This is a genomic window from Afifella sp. H1R (genome assembly GCF_021462425.1).
In the GTDB taxonomy this organism is placed as follows: domain Bacteria; phylum Pseudomonadota; class Alphaproteobacteria; order Rhizobiales; family Afifellaceae; genus Afifella; species Afifella aestuarii.
This window is the reverse complement of record NZ_JAKEDY010000001.1, coordinates 540940-558563: the sequence shown is the minus strand read 5'-3', so window position 1 is coordinate 558563 and position 17624 is coordinate 540940. Positions and strand designations below refer to the sequence as shown.

Sequence of the window (17624 nt, the reverse complement as noted above, 5' to 3'; positions counted from 1 at the left end):
GCGCCGACCTAGTAAAGGCCACCCGTCCCGGTGCTGATCGCTCTGTCGGCCTCGGGCGTCACGGTCAAAGGCTGACCGGAGGAATCCTGATAGCCGATGATGGAGTAGCTGGAGGGAGGTGCGGTGCCCGGCTTGAAGGCCTCCATAATGACCTTCTCACCTTCCGCGCCGCTCGCGCGCAGGCCAGTGCGCGCATCGATCGGGATGAGCTGAATACCCGGCGGCACCTGGAAGGGCTTCGCCGGCTCGTCGGCGAGAGCGACCTTCATGAAATCCGTGAAGATCGGCGCCGCGAGCACACCACCCGTCGACCCACGACCCATCGGCTTCGGCTGATCGTAGCCGATGAAGACACCGACGACGAGATCCGGCGAGAAGCCGATGAACCAGGCATCCTTTTCCTCGTTCGTCGTTCCGGTCTTGCCGGCGATCGGCTTGCCGACGGCCTTGACGCGGCTGCCGGTGCCCCGCTGGACGACACCCTCCATCATCGAGGTGATCTGGTAGGCCGTCATCGGATCGAGGATCTGTTCGCGCTGATCGATCAGCTCCGGCTCGGCCTGTCCGTGCCAGTCCTGAGCTTCGCAGCCGATGCATTCGCGCTGATCGTGCTGATAGATGGTCTTGCCGTAGCGATCCTGAATGCGGTCGATCAGCGTGGCGTTGATCTTACGCCCGCCATTGGCGATCGTGCCATAGGCGGTGACGAGCCGCAGGACGGTCGTTTCGCCCGCCCCGAGCGCCATCGGCAGATACGGCTTCAGGTCGTCATAGATGCCAAAGCGTTCCGCATATTCGGCGATCAGCGGCATGCCCATATCCTGCGCCAGACGCACGGTCATGACGTTGCGGGAATGCTCGATGCCGATGCGCAGCGTCGAAGGCCCGTAATATTTGTTCGAGTAATTCTGCGGCCGCCAGATCTTGTCGCCGGCCTTGATCTCGATCGGAGCATCCATGACCACGGACGACGGCGTGTAGCCATTGTCGAGAGCCGTCGCGTAGACGAACGGTTTGAAGGACGAGCCCGGCTGGCGATAGGCCTGCGTCGCGCGGTTGAATTTGCTCTGGTCGAAGGAGAATCCACCGACAAGTGCGCGGACGCGGCCCGTATAGGGATCCATGGCGACCATGGCGCCCTGGATCTTCGGCGCCTGCCGGAGTTTGTAGACGCCCTTCTTATCGGCATCCTCTTCGACGAAGATGACGTCGCCGGCGCTCAGCACATCGCTCGCGGATTTGACGCTGCGCTTCGCCCATTTCATGTTCGAGACAGGCAGGACGCCGGTCTCGCGCTCATCGGACAGTTTTCCCGAGATAAGCCGCTTCGGCTTCAGACCGATGTCGGCCTCGCCGTCGCCCGTCGCCAGCACGACGGCAAGGTGCCATTCCGGAACGTCCGAGAGACCGTCCACCTCACCCAGCTTCTTGCCCCAGTCGCCGGCGATATCGATGCGATCGACCGGCCCACGGAAGCCGCGCTTTTCATCGAAAGCGATCAGGCCTTTCTGGAGGGTCTTGCGGGCGAGCGCCTGAAGCTGCGGGTCGAGCGTGGTGCGCACCGACAGCCCGCCCTCGTAGAGCTTTTCGCTGCCGTACATATCGATCAGACGACGGCGCACCTCTTCGGCGAAATATTCGGAGGCGAAAAGATACTGCCCGCGCGGACGCGGATTGACGTCGAGCGGCTCGGTCTTTGCCTTCTGCGCATCCTCGGCCCGGATGTAACCGTTCTCGAGCATCTGATCGATCACCCAATTGCGGCGATCGACGGCGCGCTCGGTGTCGCGGAACGGATTGTAGTTCTCCGGCGCCTTCGGCAAAGCGGCGAGATAGGCCGCCTCCGCCAGCGTCAGCTCGTTCACGGATTTGTCGAAATAGTTGAGAGCCGCGGCCGCGATGCCGTAGGAGCCGAGGCCGAGATAGATCTCGTTGAGATAGAGCTCCAGGATGCGGTCCTTGGAATAGGCCTGTTCGATGCGCAGCGAGAGAAGCGCTTCCTTGATCTTGCGCTCGTAGGTGCGCTCGTTGGTGAGAAGAAAATTCTTCGCCACCTGCTGGGTGATGGTGGAGGCACCCTGGAGTTTGCCAGAGCCGCTGTTCCTGAGGTTGGAGACGATGGCGCGAAGGATGCCCTCCACGTCGATCCCAGGATGGTTGTAGAAATTCTTGTCCTCGGCGGACAGATAGGCAGCCTTGACCAGGTCCGGCACGGCCTGAATCGGCAGATAGAGCCGACGCTGGCGCGCATATTCGGCAACAAGCTGGCCGTCATCGGCATGGATGCGCGTCATCACCGGCGGCTCGTACTTGGCGAGCACGTCGTAATCTGGGAGATCCTGATTGTAGCGATGCAACAGGAAGCCGGCCACAGCCGCCACGCACAGCGCCAGAAGCGCGCCGATGCCGAACAGATAGCCGATTAATCGCAAGAACATGAAGGGGCTGCCCCACCTATTCGGAAAAGCCGAGATTGCTAAAGATCGGCTTCATCCAGTTTTGTGATGAAACTGAGGCGGTTCCCCGGCGGGACCGCCCCGGCGCTGGCTCTGTCGCCAATAAGCCACACGCTTTCTCGTGATCTTCGTCAGCGCCGCGCGACGCCCGGCAAGGCGAGATACTTCTCCACGGCGCTGGCCACCGCCTCGCTCGTGCGCTCTCGCCATTCATCCGACTGAAAAAGCTTCTCGTCCACATTATTGGAAAGATAGCCGAGTTCCAAGAGCACCGAGGGCACGTCCGGAGCCTTGAGAACACGAAAGGATGCACCCCGCCGAGGTTTCTTGTTCAGGACCATTTCCGCGCTCAGATCCTTCACCAGATCGGCAGCGAAACGCATCGAGAGGTTGCGGGTCTCGCGCCGCGCCAGATCAAACAGGATCGTCGCCACCTCGTCCGGCTGATCTTCGATGGCAAGGCCCGCGAGAATGTCGGCCCGGTTCTCACGTGCGGCGAGCCGCGCCGCAAGCACGTCGGAGGCTTCCTCCGAGAGCGTGTAAACGGTGGCGCCACGCACGTAATCCTGCGGCACGGTATCGGCATGCACCGAGATGAAGAGCGCCGCCCCCTCACGCCTGGCGAAGGCGACGCGCTTGCCGAGGGACAGGAAGACGTCGTCGTCGCGCGTGAGGATCGGGATCGTCTTGCCGCGCTCGATCAAAACTTCGCGCAACGCCTTCGAGAAGCCGAGCGTGATGTCCTTTTCCAACAGCCCATCTGAACTGATCGCGCCGGAATCGATGCCACCGTGGCCAGGATCGATGACGACGACCGGACGGCTGTCGGCCGCGTCGGGCCGATCGATCGGGATTTCGTGAGCCTCGGGTGATGCGCCCTCCTCCCCTTCCTGAAGCGAGGCGAGCGCCGGCGTGGGTTCGCTGATCGGCGCGGCCGCCTCCGAAAAGGCCTCCGCCGTAGAGGGAACCATATCGAGGACGAGACGAGCCGGCTGTTCGGCAACTCCCGGCATCAGGTAGGATTTTTCCACCTCCACCGGACCCGTCAGGTCGAGGACCACGCGACCGCGCGAGGCCGCGATCTGGCCGAAGCGATAATCGCTGACGAGCCCGATCGCCTTGGTCTTGGAGGCCGGCGCGGCAAATTCCGTATCGGGGAGATCGACAACAAGCCGATAGGGCGCGCGTAACCGCAAGATGTGAAAGCGCGGCTCTCCTTCCACGTCGAGCACCATGCGCGTGCGCTCACTATCTCCGACAACACGGATGTCGGAAACCTTCGCGGCAAGGGCTGGAGAAGCTGCAAGCCAAGGCAAGACGAGCAGCATGAGGGCGAAGCGGACCATGCCCACCTTCTTCAGTTCTTAGAAAACGCCTCGCTTCTCTCTAAAGGATGTGGCAAGGCAAAGGCGAGCGAATGTGGTTTTCGCGTCTCCACGTCGCAACGTTCTCTTGAATCGAACGAAGCTCGTTTATAAGAGAGAGAATGACGGATTCTTCTCCGGCTGTCATCGGGTGCGGCGTTGTAAAGATCAACGCCCTTCAACCGACTGTACGGAGGCGAAGACGGACCAGCCGGACGCACCGCTGGTCTCAGGCGGCATGAGCCGCAACGACTTGGAAAGGCAGCCCATGGGTGACCGCGCCCGCAACGCTCAGCAGCTGATGGTTCTGCCGCAAAGGCAGATCGCGCAGCAGCCGATGCTTCCGCGGCGACACGCGCTGGCGCCTGTTCTCCCCTTATTCACATTTGGCCCCGGCCGCGCGCCAAGAGCAACTGGCGCGCCTAACGCATATTCGGCCCGGGGCGGAGTCACACACTATGTCGAACAAGATGCTCATCGACGCGGCCCACCCGGAAGAGACCCGGGTCGTGGTCCTGCGCGGCGACAAGGTTGAAGAATTCGATTTTGAATCAGCAGAAAGAAGACAACTTCGAGGCAACATCTATCTGGCGAAGGTAACGCGGGTCGAACCGTCGCTGCAGGCCGCCTTCGTCGATTATGGCGGCAACCGGCACGGCTTCCTGGCCTTCTCGGAGATCCATCCAGACTATTACCAGATCCCGTTCGCCGACAGGCAGGCGCTTCTCGACGCAGAAGAATCCGACCGCGAGGAGGATTCGGAGAATAATGGTGGCGACGGCGATGAAGCCCCTGCCAAGGCCGAGAAGTCTTCCGACGACGATGCGGCCGACAACAACGGCGACGACGGCAACGGCGACGATAACGACGCCGATCATGCCGTTGAGAGCGTCGGGGCGGAGGATGCGCTGGAGGAGGTGCCGGAGCGGCGCCGCCAACGGGCCAAGCAGTACAAGATCCAGGAAGTCATCAAGCGCCGCCAGGTTCTGCTGGTGCAGGTGGTCAAAGAGGAGCGCGGCAACAAAGGCGCTGCGCTGACGACTTACCTGTCGCTCGCCGGCCGCTATTCGGTCCTGATGCCGAATACGGGCCGTGGCGGCGGCATTTCCCGCAAGATCACCGACCCGGCCGACCGCAAGCGCTTGAAGAGCATTGCGGCGGGGCTCGAGGTGCCGTCAGGAATGGGCGTCATCCTGCGCACAGCGGGCGCCTCCAGAACCAAGACGGAGATCAAGCGCGATTTCGAGTATCTCCTCAGATTGTGGGAGAACGTTCGCGATCTGACGCTGAAATCGGCGGCCCCCACCCTCGTCTACGAGGAAGGCAGTCTCGTCAAACGCTCCATCCGCGATCTCTATTCGCGCGAGATCGACCAGGTCATGGTGGCCGGCGAAGAAGCCTACCGCGAGGCGAAGGACTTCATGCGCATGCTCATGCCGAGCCATGCGAAGAATGTTCAGCCCTACCGCGATGCGGCCCCGATCTTTTCGCGGCATTCGGTGGAGCGTCAACTCGAAGCGATGTTCCTGCCGCAGGTCACCCTGCGCTCGGGTGGCTACATCGTCATCAATCAGACCGAAGCGCTCGTCGCCATCGACGTCAATTCAGGCCGTTCGACGCGCGAGCATTCGATCGAAGACACCGCGGTTCGAACGAACCTCGAAGCGGCCGAAGAGGTCGCGCGTCAATTGCGGCTGCGCGATCTGGCAGGCCTCATCGTCATCGACTTCATCGACATGGAGGAGAAGCGCAACAACCGGGCGGTCGAGCGCAAGCTGAAGGACTGCCTGCGCTTCGATCGGGCGCGCATTCAGCTCGGGCGCATCTCGCATTTCGGTCTGATGGAGATGTCGCGGCAGCGCCTCAGGACCGGCGTCTTGGAGAGTTCGACGGCGCTCTGCCATGCCTGCCATGGCACCGGCCAGGTTCGCTCCGTCGCCTCTCTCGCGCTGCAGCTCCTGCGTATGCTGGAAGAGCACCTCATTCAGGACCGCAGCCGCAATCTCGAAGTGTCGACGCGTCCAGACGTTGCGCTCTACGTGCTCAACCAGAAGCGTTCGCATCTCGCCGACCTCGAACGCCGCTTCGCGGTTTCGATCAGCGTCGCCGGGGATGCCCCAGATGCGGCCTCGGGCTTCACCATCGATCGCGCAGACCTCTCCGAAGAGGAGCCGCCGCACTCGGCCGCCGTTGCGATGCTCGACGTGTCTGACCTCGACGAGCCGGCTCCGGCTGAAGTCGAAGACGAGAGCGAAGCGAGCGCAGATGAGGACGGCGAGGATGGTGGCCGCCGCGGAGGCCGGCGGCGCAAGCGTCGTCGTCCGAAGGGCGAGAGAGCCGAAAGCGACCGCTCGGAGACGGAGGCCGCCACGTCGGAAGCCGCCGCGGCCAATGGCGGCGAAAGCCGGCGGGACGACAACTCAGAAGACGACGATGGCGACGAGACGAAGCCGAAGAAGCGGCGCCGTGGTCGCCGTGGCGGAAGGCGGCGCGGTCGCAATCGGGACGAGCAGCAGGATGCAGGCGCAGCGAATGGCGACAATGGGCAAGATCGCGGTTCGCGCTCCGATGACGACGATGAGGACGACGATCGCGCAGATGCACGCCGGCCCGAGACCGAAGAGCAGAACGAAGTAGCAAGCCCCTCGGAAACTGCGGAAGCCCCATCGGCGGAGCAGACCTCTCCGGCCGTCGAAGCGATGCAGGAAACCGCGACGGCCGAGCCTTCCGAGGAGACGGCGGTCGAGCAGCCTCCGCTCCCGGCCGCGTCAGAACAGGTCGGAACGGGCGCTGAGAGCGAGCCGAAGGCGCAATCTGACACCAGCTCGGACGCCGGCGAAGAAGCTGCCGAAGAAGACGAAAACCGTTCCAGCTACGAAGAAGCCAAGGACGAGAACGCCGATCGCGTGGCGGAAGCGGCAATGCCTGCCGAACCGGAGGCAGCGGAAAGCGGCGCTACCTCGAGCGGCACGCCGGAAGAGCGGCAGTCCGATGAGACCGCTTCGGCACAGGCGGACGTTGCCGAAAAGGCCAGGGACGACGAGCCGAAGGACGACCCGAACCGGCCGAAGCGCGTCGGCTGGTGGCAGCGTCGTTCATTCCTCTGAACATAGCGATCGCTCGTTGAGCTAAAAAAGAGCCCGCCCGGGACACCCGGACGGGCTCTTTTCGTCTCGCGGAAAAGAACGCCTTAAGGAAACAGCGCCAGCTGCAAGAGGCCTTCGCCTTCTTCGAAGCCGAAAGCGACATTCATGTTCTGCAGGGCCTGGCCGGCGGAGCCTTTGACGAGATTGTCGATTGCGGCAATGACCAGGGCGCGCCCGCTGATGCGATCAGGGAAAACGCCGATCTGCACGTAGTTGGAGCCGCGGACATTCTGCGTCTGGGGAATGCCCCCTTCCGGCAGGACGTGCACGAACGGCTCCGGCGCGTAATCCTCCACGAGCCGTTGGCGAAGATCGCCCGCCGTCACGCCTTCGGCAAGGCGCACGTAGCAGGTGACGAGCTCGCCCCGGCTCATCGGGATGAGATGCGGCGTGAAATTCACGGTGATGGGCATCCCCGCGGCAACGCCGATTTCCTGTTCGATCTCCGGCGCGTGGCGATGCTTGCCGACGGAATAGGGTGACAGCCCCTCGCCCGCCTCGGCAAAGAGCGTGTTCTGCTTGAGACCGCGGCCGGCACCGGTCACGCCCGATTTCGCATCGATGATGAGATCGCTCGCATCGATCATGTCTTGGCGCACGAGCGGCAGGAGTGCCATCAGCACGGCGGTCGGGTAGCAGCCGGGACAGGCGATCAGCCGGGCATCCTTGATGAGAGCGCGGTAGTGCTCGGTCAGGCCATAAACCGCCTCCTCCTGAAGCTCCGGCGCCTGATGCTCATGGCCGTACCACTCGGCATAGACGGACGCGTCGCGGAGACGGAAATCGGCCGACATATCGATGATGCGCGCTTTCGGATTGGCGCTCAAAACCGCCGCCGTGATCTCCTGCGTCGTCCCGTGTGGGAGGCCACAGAAAACGGCGTCAAGCTCGCTCCAATCGACCTCTTCCCAGGCTTTGAGACGCGGCAAATCGAGGATTGCGAGGTGCGGAAACACCGCCCCCATCTCCTTGCCGGCATGGGTGTTGGCGGTCAGCGCAGCGATCTCGACATGCGGATGGCGCGCCGCGAGACGCACCAGATCGGCGCCGGTGTAGCCGGAGGCGCCAAGGACGCCGATGCGAATCTTCTCGTGCATATCAAACCCTCGCTTCAAGCCGCCGGCTTTACCCGTCAGGCCGAGGCGAAGTCAACGAAGGCCGATGCAGAGCCGCTCAACGCCAGCGGCGGACGAGGTCCCCGAGATGCGCAAGGCCCGCGAGCGCCAGGAAGAAGGCGATCGCCTGCCACTCCGCCCCCACCAGTGCGGCACGCAACGCCAGAATCAGCGTCGCGCCCGCGGCAAGATTGACGAGAAGATCGAGCGGGCGAACGCCCCGCCCGGTCCGCCGATAAAAGTAGACGAGCCCGACAGCCTCCGCGAGCACGAGCAGAAGGATGAGGTCGGCGATCCGACCGCTTTCGATGAGACCGGCCATGAGCGCGGCTCTCGAAAGGGCTTAGGAAACGCCGCGACGGGGGCCGAGCTTGCTCGCCTCGTCCGGCTGCACGAGCCCCAGAAGATGCGCCACATCCTTGAAAAAGACCCGCAGATGCGCTCCCGGGCGGGCACGCACGAGCTTCTTGTTCATATAGGCTTCCCAGGTCAGCCGCTGCACGTCCGGATCGGCACACATGGACACGAAGCGTTCGCGCCGTTTGTCGTTCTTGTACCAGAAGTACTGCATGATCCCGAGGATCCAGAAGACGCGCCCATGCTCTTTCATGAAGCGCTTGCGTGCACCCGCGAGCGCCTTCGCATCGTTGGTGCGCAGGAATTCCTCGACAGCCTCTCCGGCGAAGCGGCCGCAGAGCATGGCGTAATAGATGCCCTCGCCGGAAGCCGGTGCCACGACACCGGCGGCATCACCCGCCAAAAGCACATCCTGGTCGTTGTCCCATTTCCGGCGCGGCTTCAACGGGATCGGCGCACCTTCCTTGCGGATCGTTTCGGCCGCGTCGAGGCCCGTGATGCCGCGCAGATCGGCGACGGCGTTGCGCAGCGAAAAGCCCTTGTTGGCGCTACCGGTACCGATGCTCGTCGTGTCGCCATGGGGGAAGACCCAGGAATAAAAGTCCGGCGACATGCGGCCATTGTAATAGACATCGCAGCGCTTCGGATCGAAATGCGCGGCGCCGTCTTGCGGCGAGCGAACGATCTCATGATAGGCGAAGACGTACGGCACCCGGCCAGCCCGCGGCACGGCCTCGCGCGCGACGGCGGAATTCGCCCCGTCCGCGCCGATCACGGCGCGTGCGCGCACGACTTCGAGAGACGCGTCGCGTCCGCCGTCTTTCGGCCGGTAATGGATGCGCGCCACCCCGTCGGTGTCGCGGTCGAAAGCTTCGAACGTGCCGGCACAGCGCTCAGCGCCGGCCTCCGCCGCGCGCTGACGCAGCCATTCATCGAAATGTTCGCGATCGACCATGCCGACGAAGCCGCCTTCGATGGGCATGTTCACGCGCCGATCCGTCGGCGAGACGATCTCCGCGGAGGAGACCTGCGCGACGAGCATCGAGGTCGGGACGTTGAAATCGCGCAAAAGACGTGGCGGCACCGCGCCACCGCACGGCTTGATGCGGCCCTGCCTGTCGAGCAGCAGGACCGAATGCCCCTTGGAGGCAAGATCGGTTGCAGCCGTCGCACCCGCCGGGCCACCCCCGACGACGACCACATCGTACGTTTTGCTCTCAGGCATGATTACCGTCCCCCTAAACCGGCGAGCGTCTCCTCGCCCACGGCCGTCACATCCAGCGGGGCCGAGATCACCTCCCCCGCGCGATCGACCCGGTATGCAAGCCAGGCCGAAATCACAAAGAACACGCCTTCGATCGCAAAGACCATGGCATAGGCCGGTACCGGCGAAGCAAAGATCGTGCGCGTCGTATCGATGGCTACCGTGCCCAGGAATCCACCAAGGCCGAAAGCCACGCCCTGCGCGGCACCCCACAGGCCCATGCGCACACCTTCACGGCGCTCGCGCCCGGCACCCGCAAGACCCATCATCGACGCGATGGCGGCCACAGCGAAGGCGCCGTTTGCCGCACCCAGAAAGAAGACCGAGCCCCTGATCGGCCAACCGGGGCCCCAGAAGCCTGCCGCGACCAGCCCGAAGAGCGCCAAAGCGGAGGCGAAGCAGCCGCCGATGGTCCAGCTCTTCATGGTGCCGATGCGCCGGCCGATCACGTTGCTGCCGAGAGCGCCGACCAGCAGCATGCCGACAAGGACGCCGCTGTGCTGGACGCCGGCGAGCTTCGTCGATTCGCCCGGCGTCATTCCAAAGACCGTGCCCGCGAAAGGCTCAAGCACGAGATCCTGGGCGCTGTAAGCGAGCATCGACACGAAGATGAAGATGGTGAAGCGACGGGCCGTCGTCTCGCTCCAGACCTCTTTCAGCGCCTGGCGGAATGCGGGCTTTTCCTCCGCCCAGTCCTTCCCCGCGGGATGCGCATCATCGGGCCGGGCAACGCGCTTTTCGACGCCGAAGACGGCCGCGAGTGTCACCAGGAAAGCCGCCAGAGCGACCCCTCCCGTCACGGCAACGAGTCGCTGCGGAGAAAACGGATCGAGGAAATGGCCGGCCGATGTCGCCGTCACCACGAAACCGACGATCATCATCCCCCAGACGAGCGTCGCTGCCGCCGCGCGACGGCCGGGATCGACCTTTGCGGCAAGCAAGGCCAGAAGCGAGGTGCCGGCCGCGCCGACGCCGATGCCGATTGCAAAGAAGCTTATGACGGCAAGCGCGATACCACCGGCGAGATTGACACTCATCCAGGCGGTCGCGACCGCGGCCAGGAAGCCGCCGCCCCCGAGGACAGCCATGCCTCCGATGATCCACGGCGTTCTGCGCGCGGTGATGTCCGAGCCATAACCCCAGCGCGGGCGCAGCATCTGCACCGCATAATGGACGCCGACCAGAGCGCCGGGCAAAGTGGCCGGGAGCGCAAGCTCGACAACCATCACCCGGTTCAAAGTCGACGTCGTCAGGACAACGATCGCTCCAAGCGCCGCCTGCACCAGTCCGAGACGGACGATGCTGACCCAGCCCAACGTGGCTGTCTGCATGTCACGCTCCAATCGTACGCAGTGCGAAAGCCGAAATCAGCATGCCAAGAACGTAAAGCGTGGTGCCGGTGGCATTGTACCAGGCGGCCTGCTCTTTCGGCTCACGCAACAGGCGCGCCATCAGCACGAACTGCACCAGCAAGGAGACGCAGACGGCGGCCGCATAGATCGGCTTTCCCCACGAAAACAAGAGTGCGATCACAATGACTTGCGGGAAAGCCATGACGAAGCAGGCGAATTTTGCGGCGCGCGCGACGCCCAATTGCGCCGGCAGCGACCGGATCCCCATCTTGAGGTCGCCCTCGACCGCCTTGAAGTCGTTGAGGGTCATGATCCCGTGGGCGCCGAGGCTGTAGAGCGCGGCAAGCGTGATGATCCGCCAGTCCGGCAGCCCGCCCACCATGACAGCAGCGCCGGTGAACCACGGAAGCCCCTCGTAGCAGGCGGCCACCGCCGTATTGCCCCACCAGCCGTTCTTTTTCAGCCGAAACGGCGGCGCCGAATAGGCCCAGGCGAGAATGAGGCCGACCACCGCCGCCCAGAACACCCAGATGCCGAGAAACGCTGCGAGGACGAGCGACAAAGCCGTCCAAATGAGTGCGATATAAAGGCCCCAACGGCCCGGGATGCGTCCAGACGGGATCGGGCGGTTCGGCTCATTGATCGCGTCGACATGGCGATCGTACCAGTCGTTCGCGGCCTGGCTCGTCGCCGTGACCATCGGTCCCGCAAGCACGATGCCGGCCAGCATCACCAGCCAGCGCTCAGAGATCGGAACGCCTGAGGAGACGACGCCGCAGCCGAACGCCCACATGGGTGCGAACCATGTGATCGGCTTCAACAATTCGAGCACGGCCGCCGGTTTCGGGCGGGTTAAAGTATCGGATGCAATCGAAGCCGAACGAGACATGGCCGGGACAGTATTGGCCGCCTCGCGCACCGTCAACTCAACTTTACACTCGCCCCCGCGGCGGAATCTCGCGCCCCCAGAGGCGGGGAACCCGCGTCACTGCCGGACGTTGCGAGAGCATCCCGAATGTTGCAGAGCAAAACGGCGGAGCGGATGACGAGCGAGGACAAGGCGATGACATCGCAGAACGAAACTGAAGGCAGCGCAGCATTGGGAAATGGCGCCCACATGCGCCCCGAGCCCGCCGCGAAAAGCGTCTCGCCGGTCAGCGACAGCCGACCTGCCGCGCCGATGCCCTCGTTGCCTGAGGCCTTTCCCGCCGAACGGCGCGAGATCACGGGACGCGCCGGCCGCCTCTCCTACTATGTCGCAGGCGAAGGGAGCCCCCTCCTCCTCATCCACAGCATCAACGCCGCAGGCTCTGCCTACGACGTGCGGCCGGTTTTCATGCACACACAGGCGCGCCACCGCGTCTATGCCGTCGATCTTCCGGGTTTCGGATTTTCAGATCGCTCCGACCGCACGTATGATATTCGGCTGTTCGTCGACGCGGTCCACGACATGCTCGATCTCATCGAAGCGGAAACCGGCTCGCACGCCATCGACACCATGGCCCTGTCGTTGTCGTCCGAGTTTCTGGCGCGCGCCGCGACCGAACGGCCGGAGGGTCTTCGCACCCTCACCTTCGTCACGCCAACCGGCTTCGAGACAGGGTCGAGCAAACGTCGTGGCCCCGAAGGCTCGACACGGCAGGTGCCGTTTCTCTACGAAACGCTCAACGTGCCGCTTTGGAGCAAGGGGGCCTTTCGCCTTCTCACCACCCGCCCGAGCATTCGCTTCTTCCTGGAAAAAACCTTCGGCAGCAAGGACATCGACGAGGGGCTTTTCAACTACGCCTATGAGACGACGCATCAGGACGGGGCGCGTCACGCGCCGTATGCCTTCGTTTCGGGATGCCTCTTCGCCAACGATATCAGGCGCATCTACGAGAAGCTCACCCTGCCGATCTTCCTCGCGCATGGCACCCGCGGGGATTTTCAGGATTTCTCCGAGGTCGATTGGCTGCGCGCACAACCCAACTGGACGGTGAAGCCGTTCAAGACCGGTGCGATGGTTTATTTCGAGCAGCCGGAGGCCTTCCTCGCGAGCTTCGAAGAATTTCTGGCGTCCGCAAAAGCCTGAGGCGTCTCGCGCAGGCGTCTCAGGCCCGGCCCAAGACCGCAATGAAGTTCAGTGGTCGCTGCCGTTTTCCGGCGTGAAGTCCACTAGGTCGTACCGGCGAAGCTTCGAATAGAGGCTTTGCCGGCTGAGACCGAGAATTTCGGCGGCAGAGGCGCGGTTGTCGCCGGTCAGCTCGAGGGCCGCCTCAATGCAGAGCTTCTCGATCACGTCGGTGGTTTCACGAACGAGATCCTTGAGAGGCACGCGGCCGACGAGTTCCGTCAGTTGATCGACCGAGCGGGGCAACTGCCTCGCCGCCGGGCGCTCTCTTTCCACCCGCGCACTGACATCGCGAAGAACGAAACCGAGGCAGGGCTGCTCCCCCTCGAGCACCGAGACCGCGGCAACCTCGACATCGACGACAGAGCCGTATTCGCCGCGCAGGATCGACCGAAAATGCCGAACCGAACCGTGTTCGCGCAGATTGGCGATGAGAACGTCGAGTTCGATCCCCTGCCGCCCGACCCAACGTTCCAAGCGCTTTCCACGAACCTGCTCGAGGCTCGCGGTCTGCGCCAGATCAAGGAAAGCGATGTTGGCCGCCAGGATCCGCCGGTCGGGGTCGGTCACGATGAAGGCGTCGGGCAGATGCTCCACGATATCGACCAGAAGCGAGGTCGTCCCGGCATCCTGCCTCACTCTCTCGCCGTCGACCGGCGACAGGCGGATGAGGAAATGGGCGGAGGATTCCTGCCTGAAAAGCGAAGCGGAGAGAACGCATTCCTGCTCGCTGAAGGGAAGCCGCACGCGCGCATCTTCCGCATGCCCGGCAGCCCGCACCATCGCGAGCAGTGCTTGCACGCCGCGCTCCGATTCGTCGGCAAAGAGCCTGCGCAGCGGTGCACCGACAAGCTGTTCCGGGGACTGGTCGAGCAGCCGGCTGGCGGCGGGATTGACCTCGACGACCTTCTGGCTGTTGGCATCGACGATCAAAACGGCCTCAGAGGCCATCTTGAAGAACAGCCGGTAGCGTGTCTCCGCCTGGCGCAGGCGCGAATATTCACGCTCCAGCGCCACCTGCGCTTCGATCAGCCTCTGCTGCAGCGCGGAGACCGGACGCAAATCGCGGCCGATCGCGATGTAACGCTCACCGCCGCCCACCTGCATGGCGAAATAACGGACGGCTACATCGGGGCCACGGTTTGAAGGGTGATTGACCTCACGCCAGCGCGAAACGCCTTTTGCGCCCGCCTCGCTCAGCAGAGCCGCAACCTTTTTTTCGCTGTCGGGCGTGACGAGATCGCGCCACGCTTTTCCGACCCAGTCCGAAACACCCTCGTGAGAGAATTCTTCGTCGCCGAAGGCGAGATCCTGAACGACGCCCTCCTTGTCCAGGACAAGGGCAATGTCTGCCGCGTGGGCGATGAGCTTTCCGGCGATCTCGGCGTCCAGGTCTCCGACCGACTTATGCGGGACCGCAAACTCGCTTGGGGCTGATTTTGTAACCAAGCCGTCCATCTGTTGCACTTAGTCCCGCATCAGGCGTGAATCATCAGCAACGCATAGCTAGGAGCCCGAGCATACGCTCGGCCTGAGACACTGCACTGCGCGCATCCGTCGCTCCTACATCGGCACCTACCGATGCCACAAGCTCCGGATGCTCCATAAAGATCTGTCCACCAACGATTACAGCGATGGATTTGTTACGAGATTCCAGGCGGATCGCCTTTATCGTCGCCGCCAGCTCGTCGATCCCCCGCGCGCTCGACAGCGACAACCCGACCATCGAAAACCATTCGCGCTTGACGATTCCGACAAGATCGGCGGTGTTCGCGTCCAGTTCCACAGATACATCCCAGCCACCGCGACGGAAGAAAGCCTCCGTCAAGAAGATGCCGAAGGAATGCCGCTCGCCTGGTGCAGAGGCGAGCAAGATGCGCCGTCCGTCGCCGCAATCGGCCGATTGGCTGTAAAAGGCCGGGCCGAGCTCCCGCAAAAGGTGCTGAAGCCGCGACATACCGATGGTCACCTCGGCGAAATCGCAGCGATCATCGTTCCAGAAATCCCAAAGCCGCGCTGCTGCAGGCGCCATCAGCTCAAGCAGAAGTGCCTCGAGCCCGACACCGCGCGCGCGTGCCATATCCACATAAGCGAAGGCGACGCTCGCATCACGCGCCAGCAAAAGACGGGCGAATTCGTCGATATCGACCGCGTCGACGCCGGTCCCCTCGACGCAATTGAGATGGGGCTCTCCCCACCCGACCCGATGGGCCAGCATCAACCGCGGGATGATCTCACCTTCGATCGTCGTGAGAATGCGACCACTCCAGGCGCTCTGGCTGGACGCCGCCTCAATGTCCGAAACCTGGATCGAGCGCATGGAGACATCGTCCCACGGCCCTTTCCCGTCCCAGCTTCCGCAGCGGTCCTCAGTGTGTTGCCTAAGGTCGACCATCTCTCGCACCCCCCGAGCTCAAACTGGCCAAAACGGCTCGTGAGCCGCCTCACCTGCGGGCGGCTGAATCCCGGCCGAGGCCCCATACCTCTGCCGGTCGACGCGCGAATTTAAGCACTTTCGGACCTTCCGCGATAGAGCTGGAGCGTACGCCCCACCCCGTGAAAATGTAAAGTAAGATTTACGTCTAGTGTTGTTGACAGTAGCCGAGCCGCAGCCCTAGAGTCGGTTCTACGTTGTGCCGGTTGGGGAGACGGGGCGCGGTGAAAACGCCAAATAAAACAATCATTTCTCTCTATACGGAGGAAGAACGTCGGCGGCGTGACACGACCTCCTGGACGTTGGTTCAGGGTGTGCTGGCGCCGATTCAATTCCTCGTATTTCTCATCAGTTTAGCCCTTGTGATCCGGTATTTGACGACCGGCCAAGGGTATTTTGTCGCAACTGCCTCCATCGTCGTCAAAACCGCGGTCCTGTATACGATCATGATCACGGGCTCGATCTGGGAGAAGGTGGTCTTCGGCCGCTATCTCTTCGCACGAGCCTTCTTCTGGGAAGACGTCTTCTCGATGCTCGTTCTGGCCCTTCACACGGCCTATCTCGGCGCGCTTTGGACCGGTTTCCTGGATGCTTGGGGGCAGATGATCTTGGCGCTCGCCGCCTATCTCGCATACGTAATCAACGCGACACAGTTCGTTCTGAAGCTGCGCGCCGCGCGGCTGCAGGAGCAGGCGAATCGCGATGCGGCGGCCGCGTCCAAGACGGATATGGAGTTCGCACGATGAACCCAGCCGGCGTCGCACGCGTCACGACGGGCTGCAGTGAAGCGCCGATCCTGCGGGAGCGCGGCCAGCGTGAGGTATTTTGTGGCCTCACCGGCATCATCTGGCTGCACCGCAAGATCCAGGACGCCTTCTTCCTGATCGTCGGATCTCGCACCTGCGCGCATCTGATGCAGTCGGCGGCGGGTGTGATGATCTTCGCCGAGCCGCGGTTTGCGACGGCTGTGATCGAAGAGCGCGACCTTGCCGGCATGGCCGATGCCAACGAAGAGCTCGACCGCGTCGTCACGCAGCTTCTGGCGCGTCGTCCCGAGATCAAGCTTCTGTTCCTGGTCGGCTCCTGCCCGTCGGAAGTCATCAAGCTCGATCTGTCGCGGGCCGCGGATCGTCTCAACGAGAAATTCGCGTCGACGACCCGCATCCTGAATTATTCCGGCAGCGGCATCGAGACCACCTTCACGCAGGGCGAGGATGCATGCCTCGCCGCACTTGTCCCGCAGATGCCCGAAGCGTCTGCACAGGCGCCCGCCTCCCTCCTCGTCGTCGGCTCACTCGCCGACGTGGTGGAAGACCAGTTCCGGCGGCTGTTCGACGATCTCGGCGTAGGGCCAGTCGGCTTCCTGCCGCCGCGATCGTCGACAGAGCTGCCCGAGGTCGGTCCGAACACCCGTTTTTTGATGGCTCAGCCCTATCTTGCCGACACGCGGAGGATCCTGGAGAGCCGCGGGGCAAAGGCCCTGCAGGCGCCCTTCCCTTTCGGCGCCGAAGGCACCACCGCTTGGCTGAAAGCTGCAGCGGATTGCTTCGGCGTCGACGAGAGCCGGTTCACGGCGGTCACGGCGCTTGGCCGCGAACGCGCCAAACGCGCGCTGTCGCACTATCAGGAGCAGCTCGCCGGCAAGAGCATCTTTTTCTTCCCCGATTCTCAGCTCGAGATACCGCTTGCACGGTTTCTGTCGCGGGAGCTGTCGATGCGGATCGCCGAAATCGGCACCCCCTATCTGCATCGCCAGAATCTCGCGGCAGAGCTTGATCTGCTGCCGGAAGGCGCCGTTTTGTCCGAAGGCCAGGACGTCGACCGGCAGCTCGACCGGGCGCGGGCCGCGCGCCCGGACCTGACCGTGTGCGGGCTCGGCCTCGCCAATCCGCTGGAGGCGGAGGGTTTGACGACCAAATGGGCGATCGAGCTCGTGTTCACGCCGATCCAGGGCTACGAGCAGGCTGGCGATCTCGCCGAGCTCTTCGCCCGCCCGCTCAACCGCGCCGCCCGGCTGGAGGTGTGA

Annotated in this window: 13 protein-coding genes; 4 read left to right on the top strand and 9 right to left on the bottom strand. The window is 63.5% G+C overall.

What is annotated here, in order from left to right:
* Positions 1–8: 8 nt before the first annotated feature.
* Entirely contained in the window at positions 9–2438 is a 2430-nt protein-coding gene (locus L0F51_RS02565) for a penicillin-binding protein 1A (RefSeq protein ID WP_234627816.1), read from the bottom strand.
* Positions 2439–2587: 149 nt separating this feature from the next.
* A complete protein-coding gene (locus L0F51_RS02560) occupies positions 2588–3802 on the bottom strand; it encodes an N-acetylmuramoyl-L-alanine amidase (RefSeq protein WP_234627815.1) in 1215 nt (404 codons plus the stop codon).
* A gap of 476 nt (positions 3803–4278) precedes the next feature.
* Between L0F51_RS02560 and L0F51_RS02555 the strand changes: the two genes are divergently transcribed.
* The gene (locus tag L0F51_RS02555; RefSeq protein WP_234627814.1) at positions 4279–6927 is read left to right on the top strand and encodes a ribonuclease E/G; all 2649 of its coding nucleotides are present in this window, start codon (positions 4279–4281) and stop codon (positions 6925–6927) included.
* Positions 6928–7010: 83 nt separating this feature from the next.
* Here the strand turns inward: L0F51_RS02555 and argC are convergent, their stop codons facing one another.
* The 5 genes from argC to chlG all read right to left on the bottom strand — a co-directional run bounded on the left by argC (position 7011) and on the right by chlG (position 11943).
* On the bottom strand, positions 7011–8063 hold the full coding sequence (argC, locus tag L0F51_RS02550) for an N-acetyl-gamma-glutamyl-phosphate reductase (protein ID WP_234627813.1): 1053 nt from the start codon (positions 8061–8063) through the stop codon (positions 7011–7013).
* Positions 8064–8139: 76 nt separating this feature from the next.
* Entirely contained in the window at positions 8140–8403 is a 264-nt protein-coding gene (locus tag L0F51_RS02545; RefSeq protein WP_234627812.1) for a hypothetical protein, read from the bottom strand.
* A gap of 21 nt (positions 8404–8424) precedes the next feature.
* On the bottom strand, positions 8425–9663 hold the full coding sequence (locus L0F51_RS02540) for a geranylgeranyl diphosphate reductase (RefSeq protein WP_234627811.1): 1239 nt from the start codon (positions 9661–9663) through the stop codon (positions 8425–8427).
* Positions 9664–9665: 2 nt separating this feature from the next.
* A complete protein-coding gene (locus tag L0F51_RS02535) occupies positions 9666–11033 on the bottom strand; it encodes a BCD family MFS transporter (RefSeq protein ID WP_234627810.1) in 1368 nt (455 codons plus the stop codon).
* A 1-nt stretch (position 11034) separates the two neighbouring features.
* On the bottom strand, positions 11035–11943 hold the full coding sequence (gene chlG / locus L0F51_RS02530; RefSeq protein WP_234627809.1) for a chlorophyll synthase ChlG: 909 nt from the start codon (positions 11941–11943) through the stop codon (positions 11035–11037).
* A gap of 126 nt (positions 11944–12069) precedes the next feature.
* Here chlG and L0F51_RS02525 point away from each other — a divergent pair, with 126 nt between their 5' ends.
* Positions 12070–13125 (top strand): alpha/beta fold hydrolase, encoded by a 1056-nt coding sequence (locus L0F51_RS02525; protein ID WP_234627808.1) that lies wholly within the window; start codon positions 12070–12072, stop codon positions 13123–13125.
* 48 nt (positions 13126–13173) lie between these two features.
* On the opposite strand, the gene ppsR is transcribed toward L0F51_RS02525, so the two are convergent.
* A complete protein-coding gene (gene ppsR / locus L0F51_RS02520; RefSeq protein WP_234627807.1) occupies positions 13174–14622 on the bottom strand; it encodes a transcriptional regulator PpsR in 1449 nt (482 codons plus the stop codon).
* Positions 14623–14656: 34 nt separating this feature from the next.
* A complete protein-coding gene (locus tag L0F51_RS02515) occupies positions 14657–15484 on the bottom strand; it encodes a B12-binding domain-containing protein (RefSeq protein ID WP_234627806.1) in 828 nt (275 codons plus the stop codon).
* A gap of 338 nt (positions 15485–15822) precedes the next feature.
* Between L0F51_RS02515 and bchF the strand changes: the two genes are divergently transcribed.
* Positions 15823–16344, top strand: coding sequence for a 2-vinyl bacteriochlorophyllide hydratase (gene bchF / locus L0F51_RS02510; protein ID WP_370642294.1), 522 nt, complete (start codon positions 15823–15825; stop codon positions 16342–16344).
* On the top strand, positions 16341–17624 hold the full coding sequence (locus L0F51_RS02505) for a ferredoxin:protochlorophyllide reductase (ATP-dependent) subunit N (protein ID WP_234627804.1): 1284 nt from the start codon (positions 16341–16343) through the stop codon (positions 17622–17624). The genes bchF and L0F51_RS02505 overlap by 4 nt, the downstream gene beginning before the upstream one ends.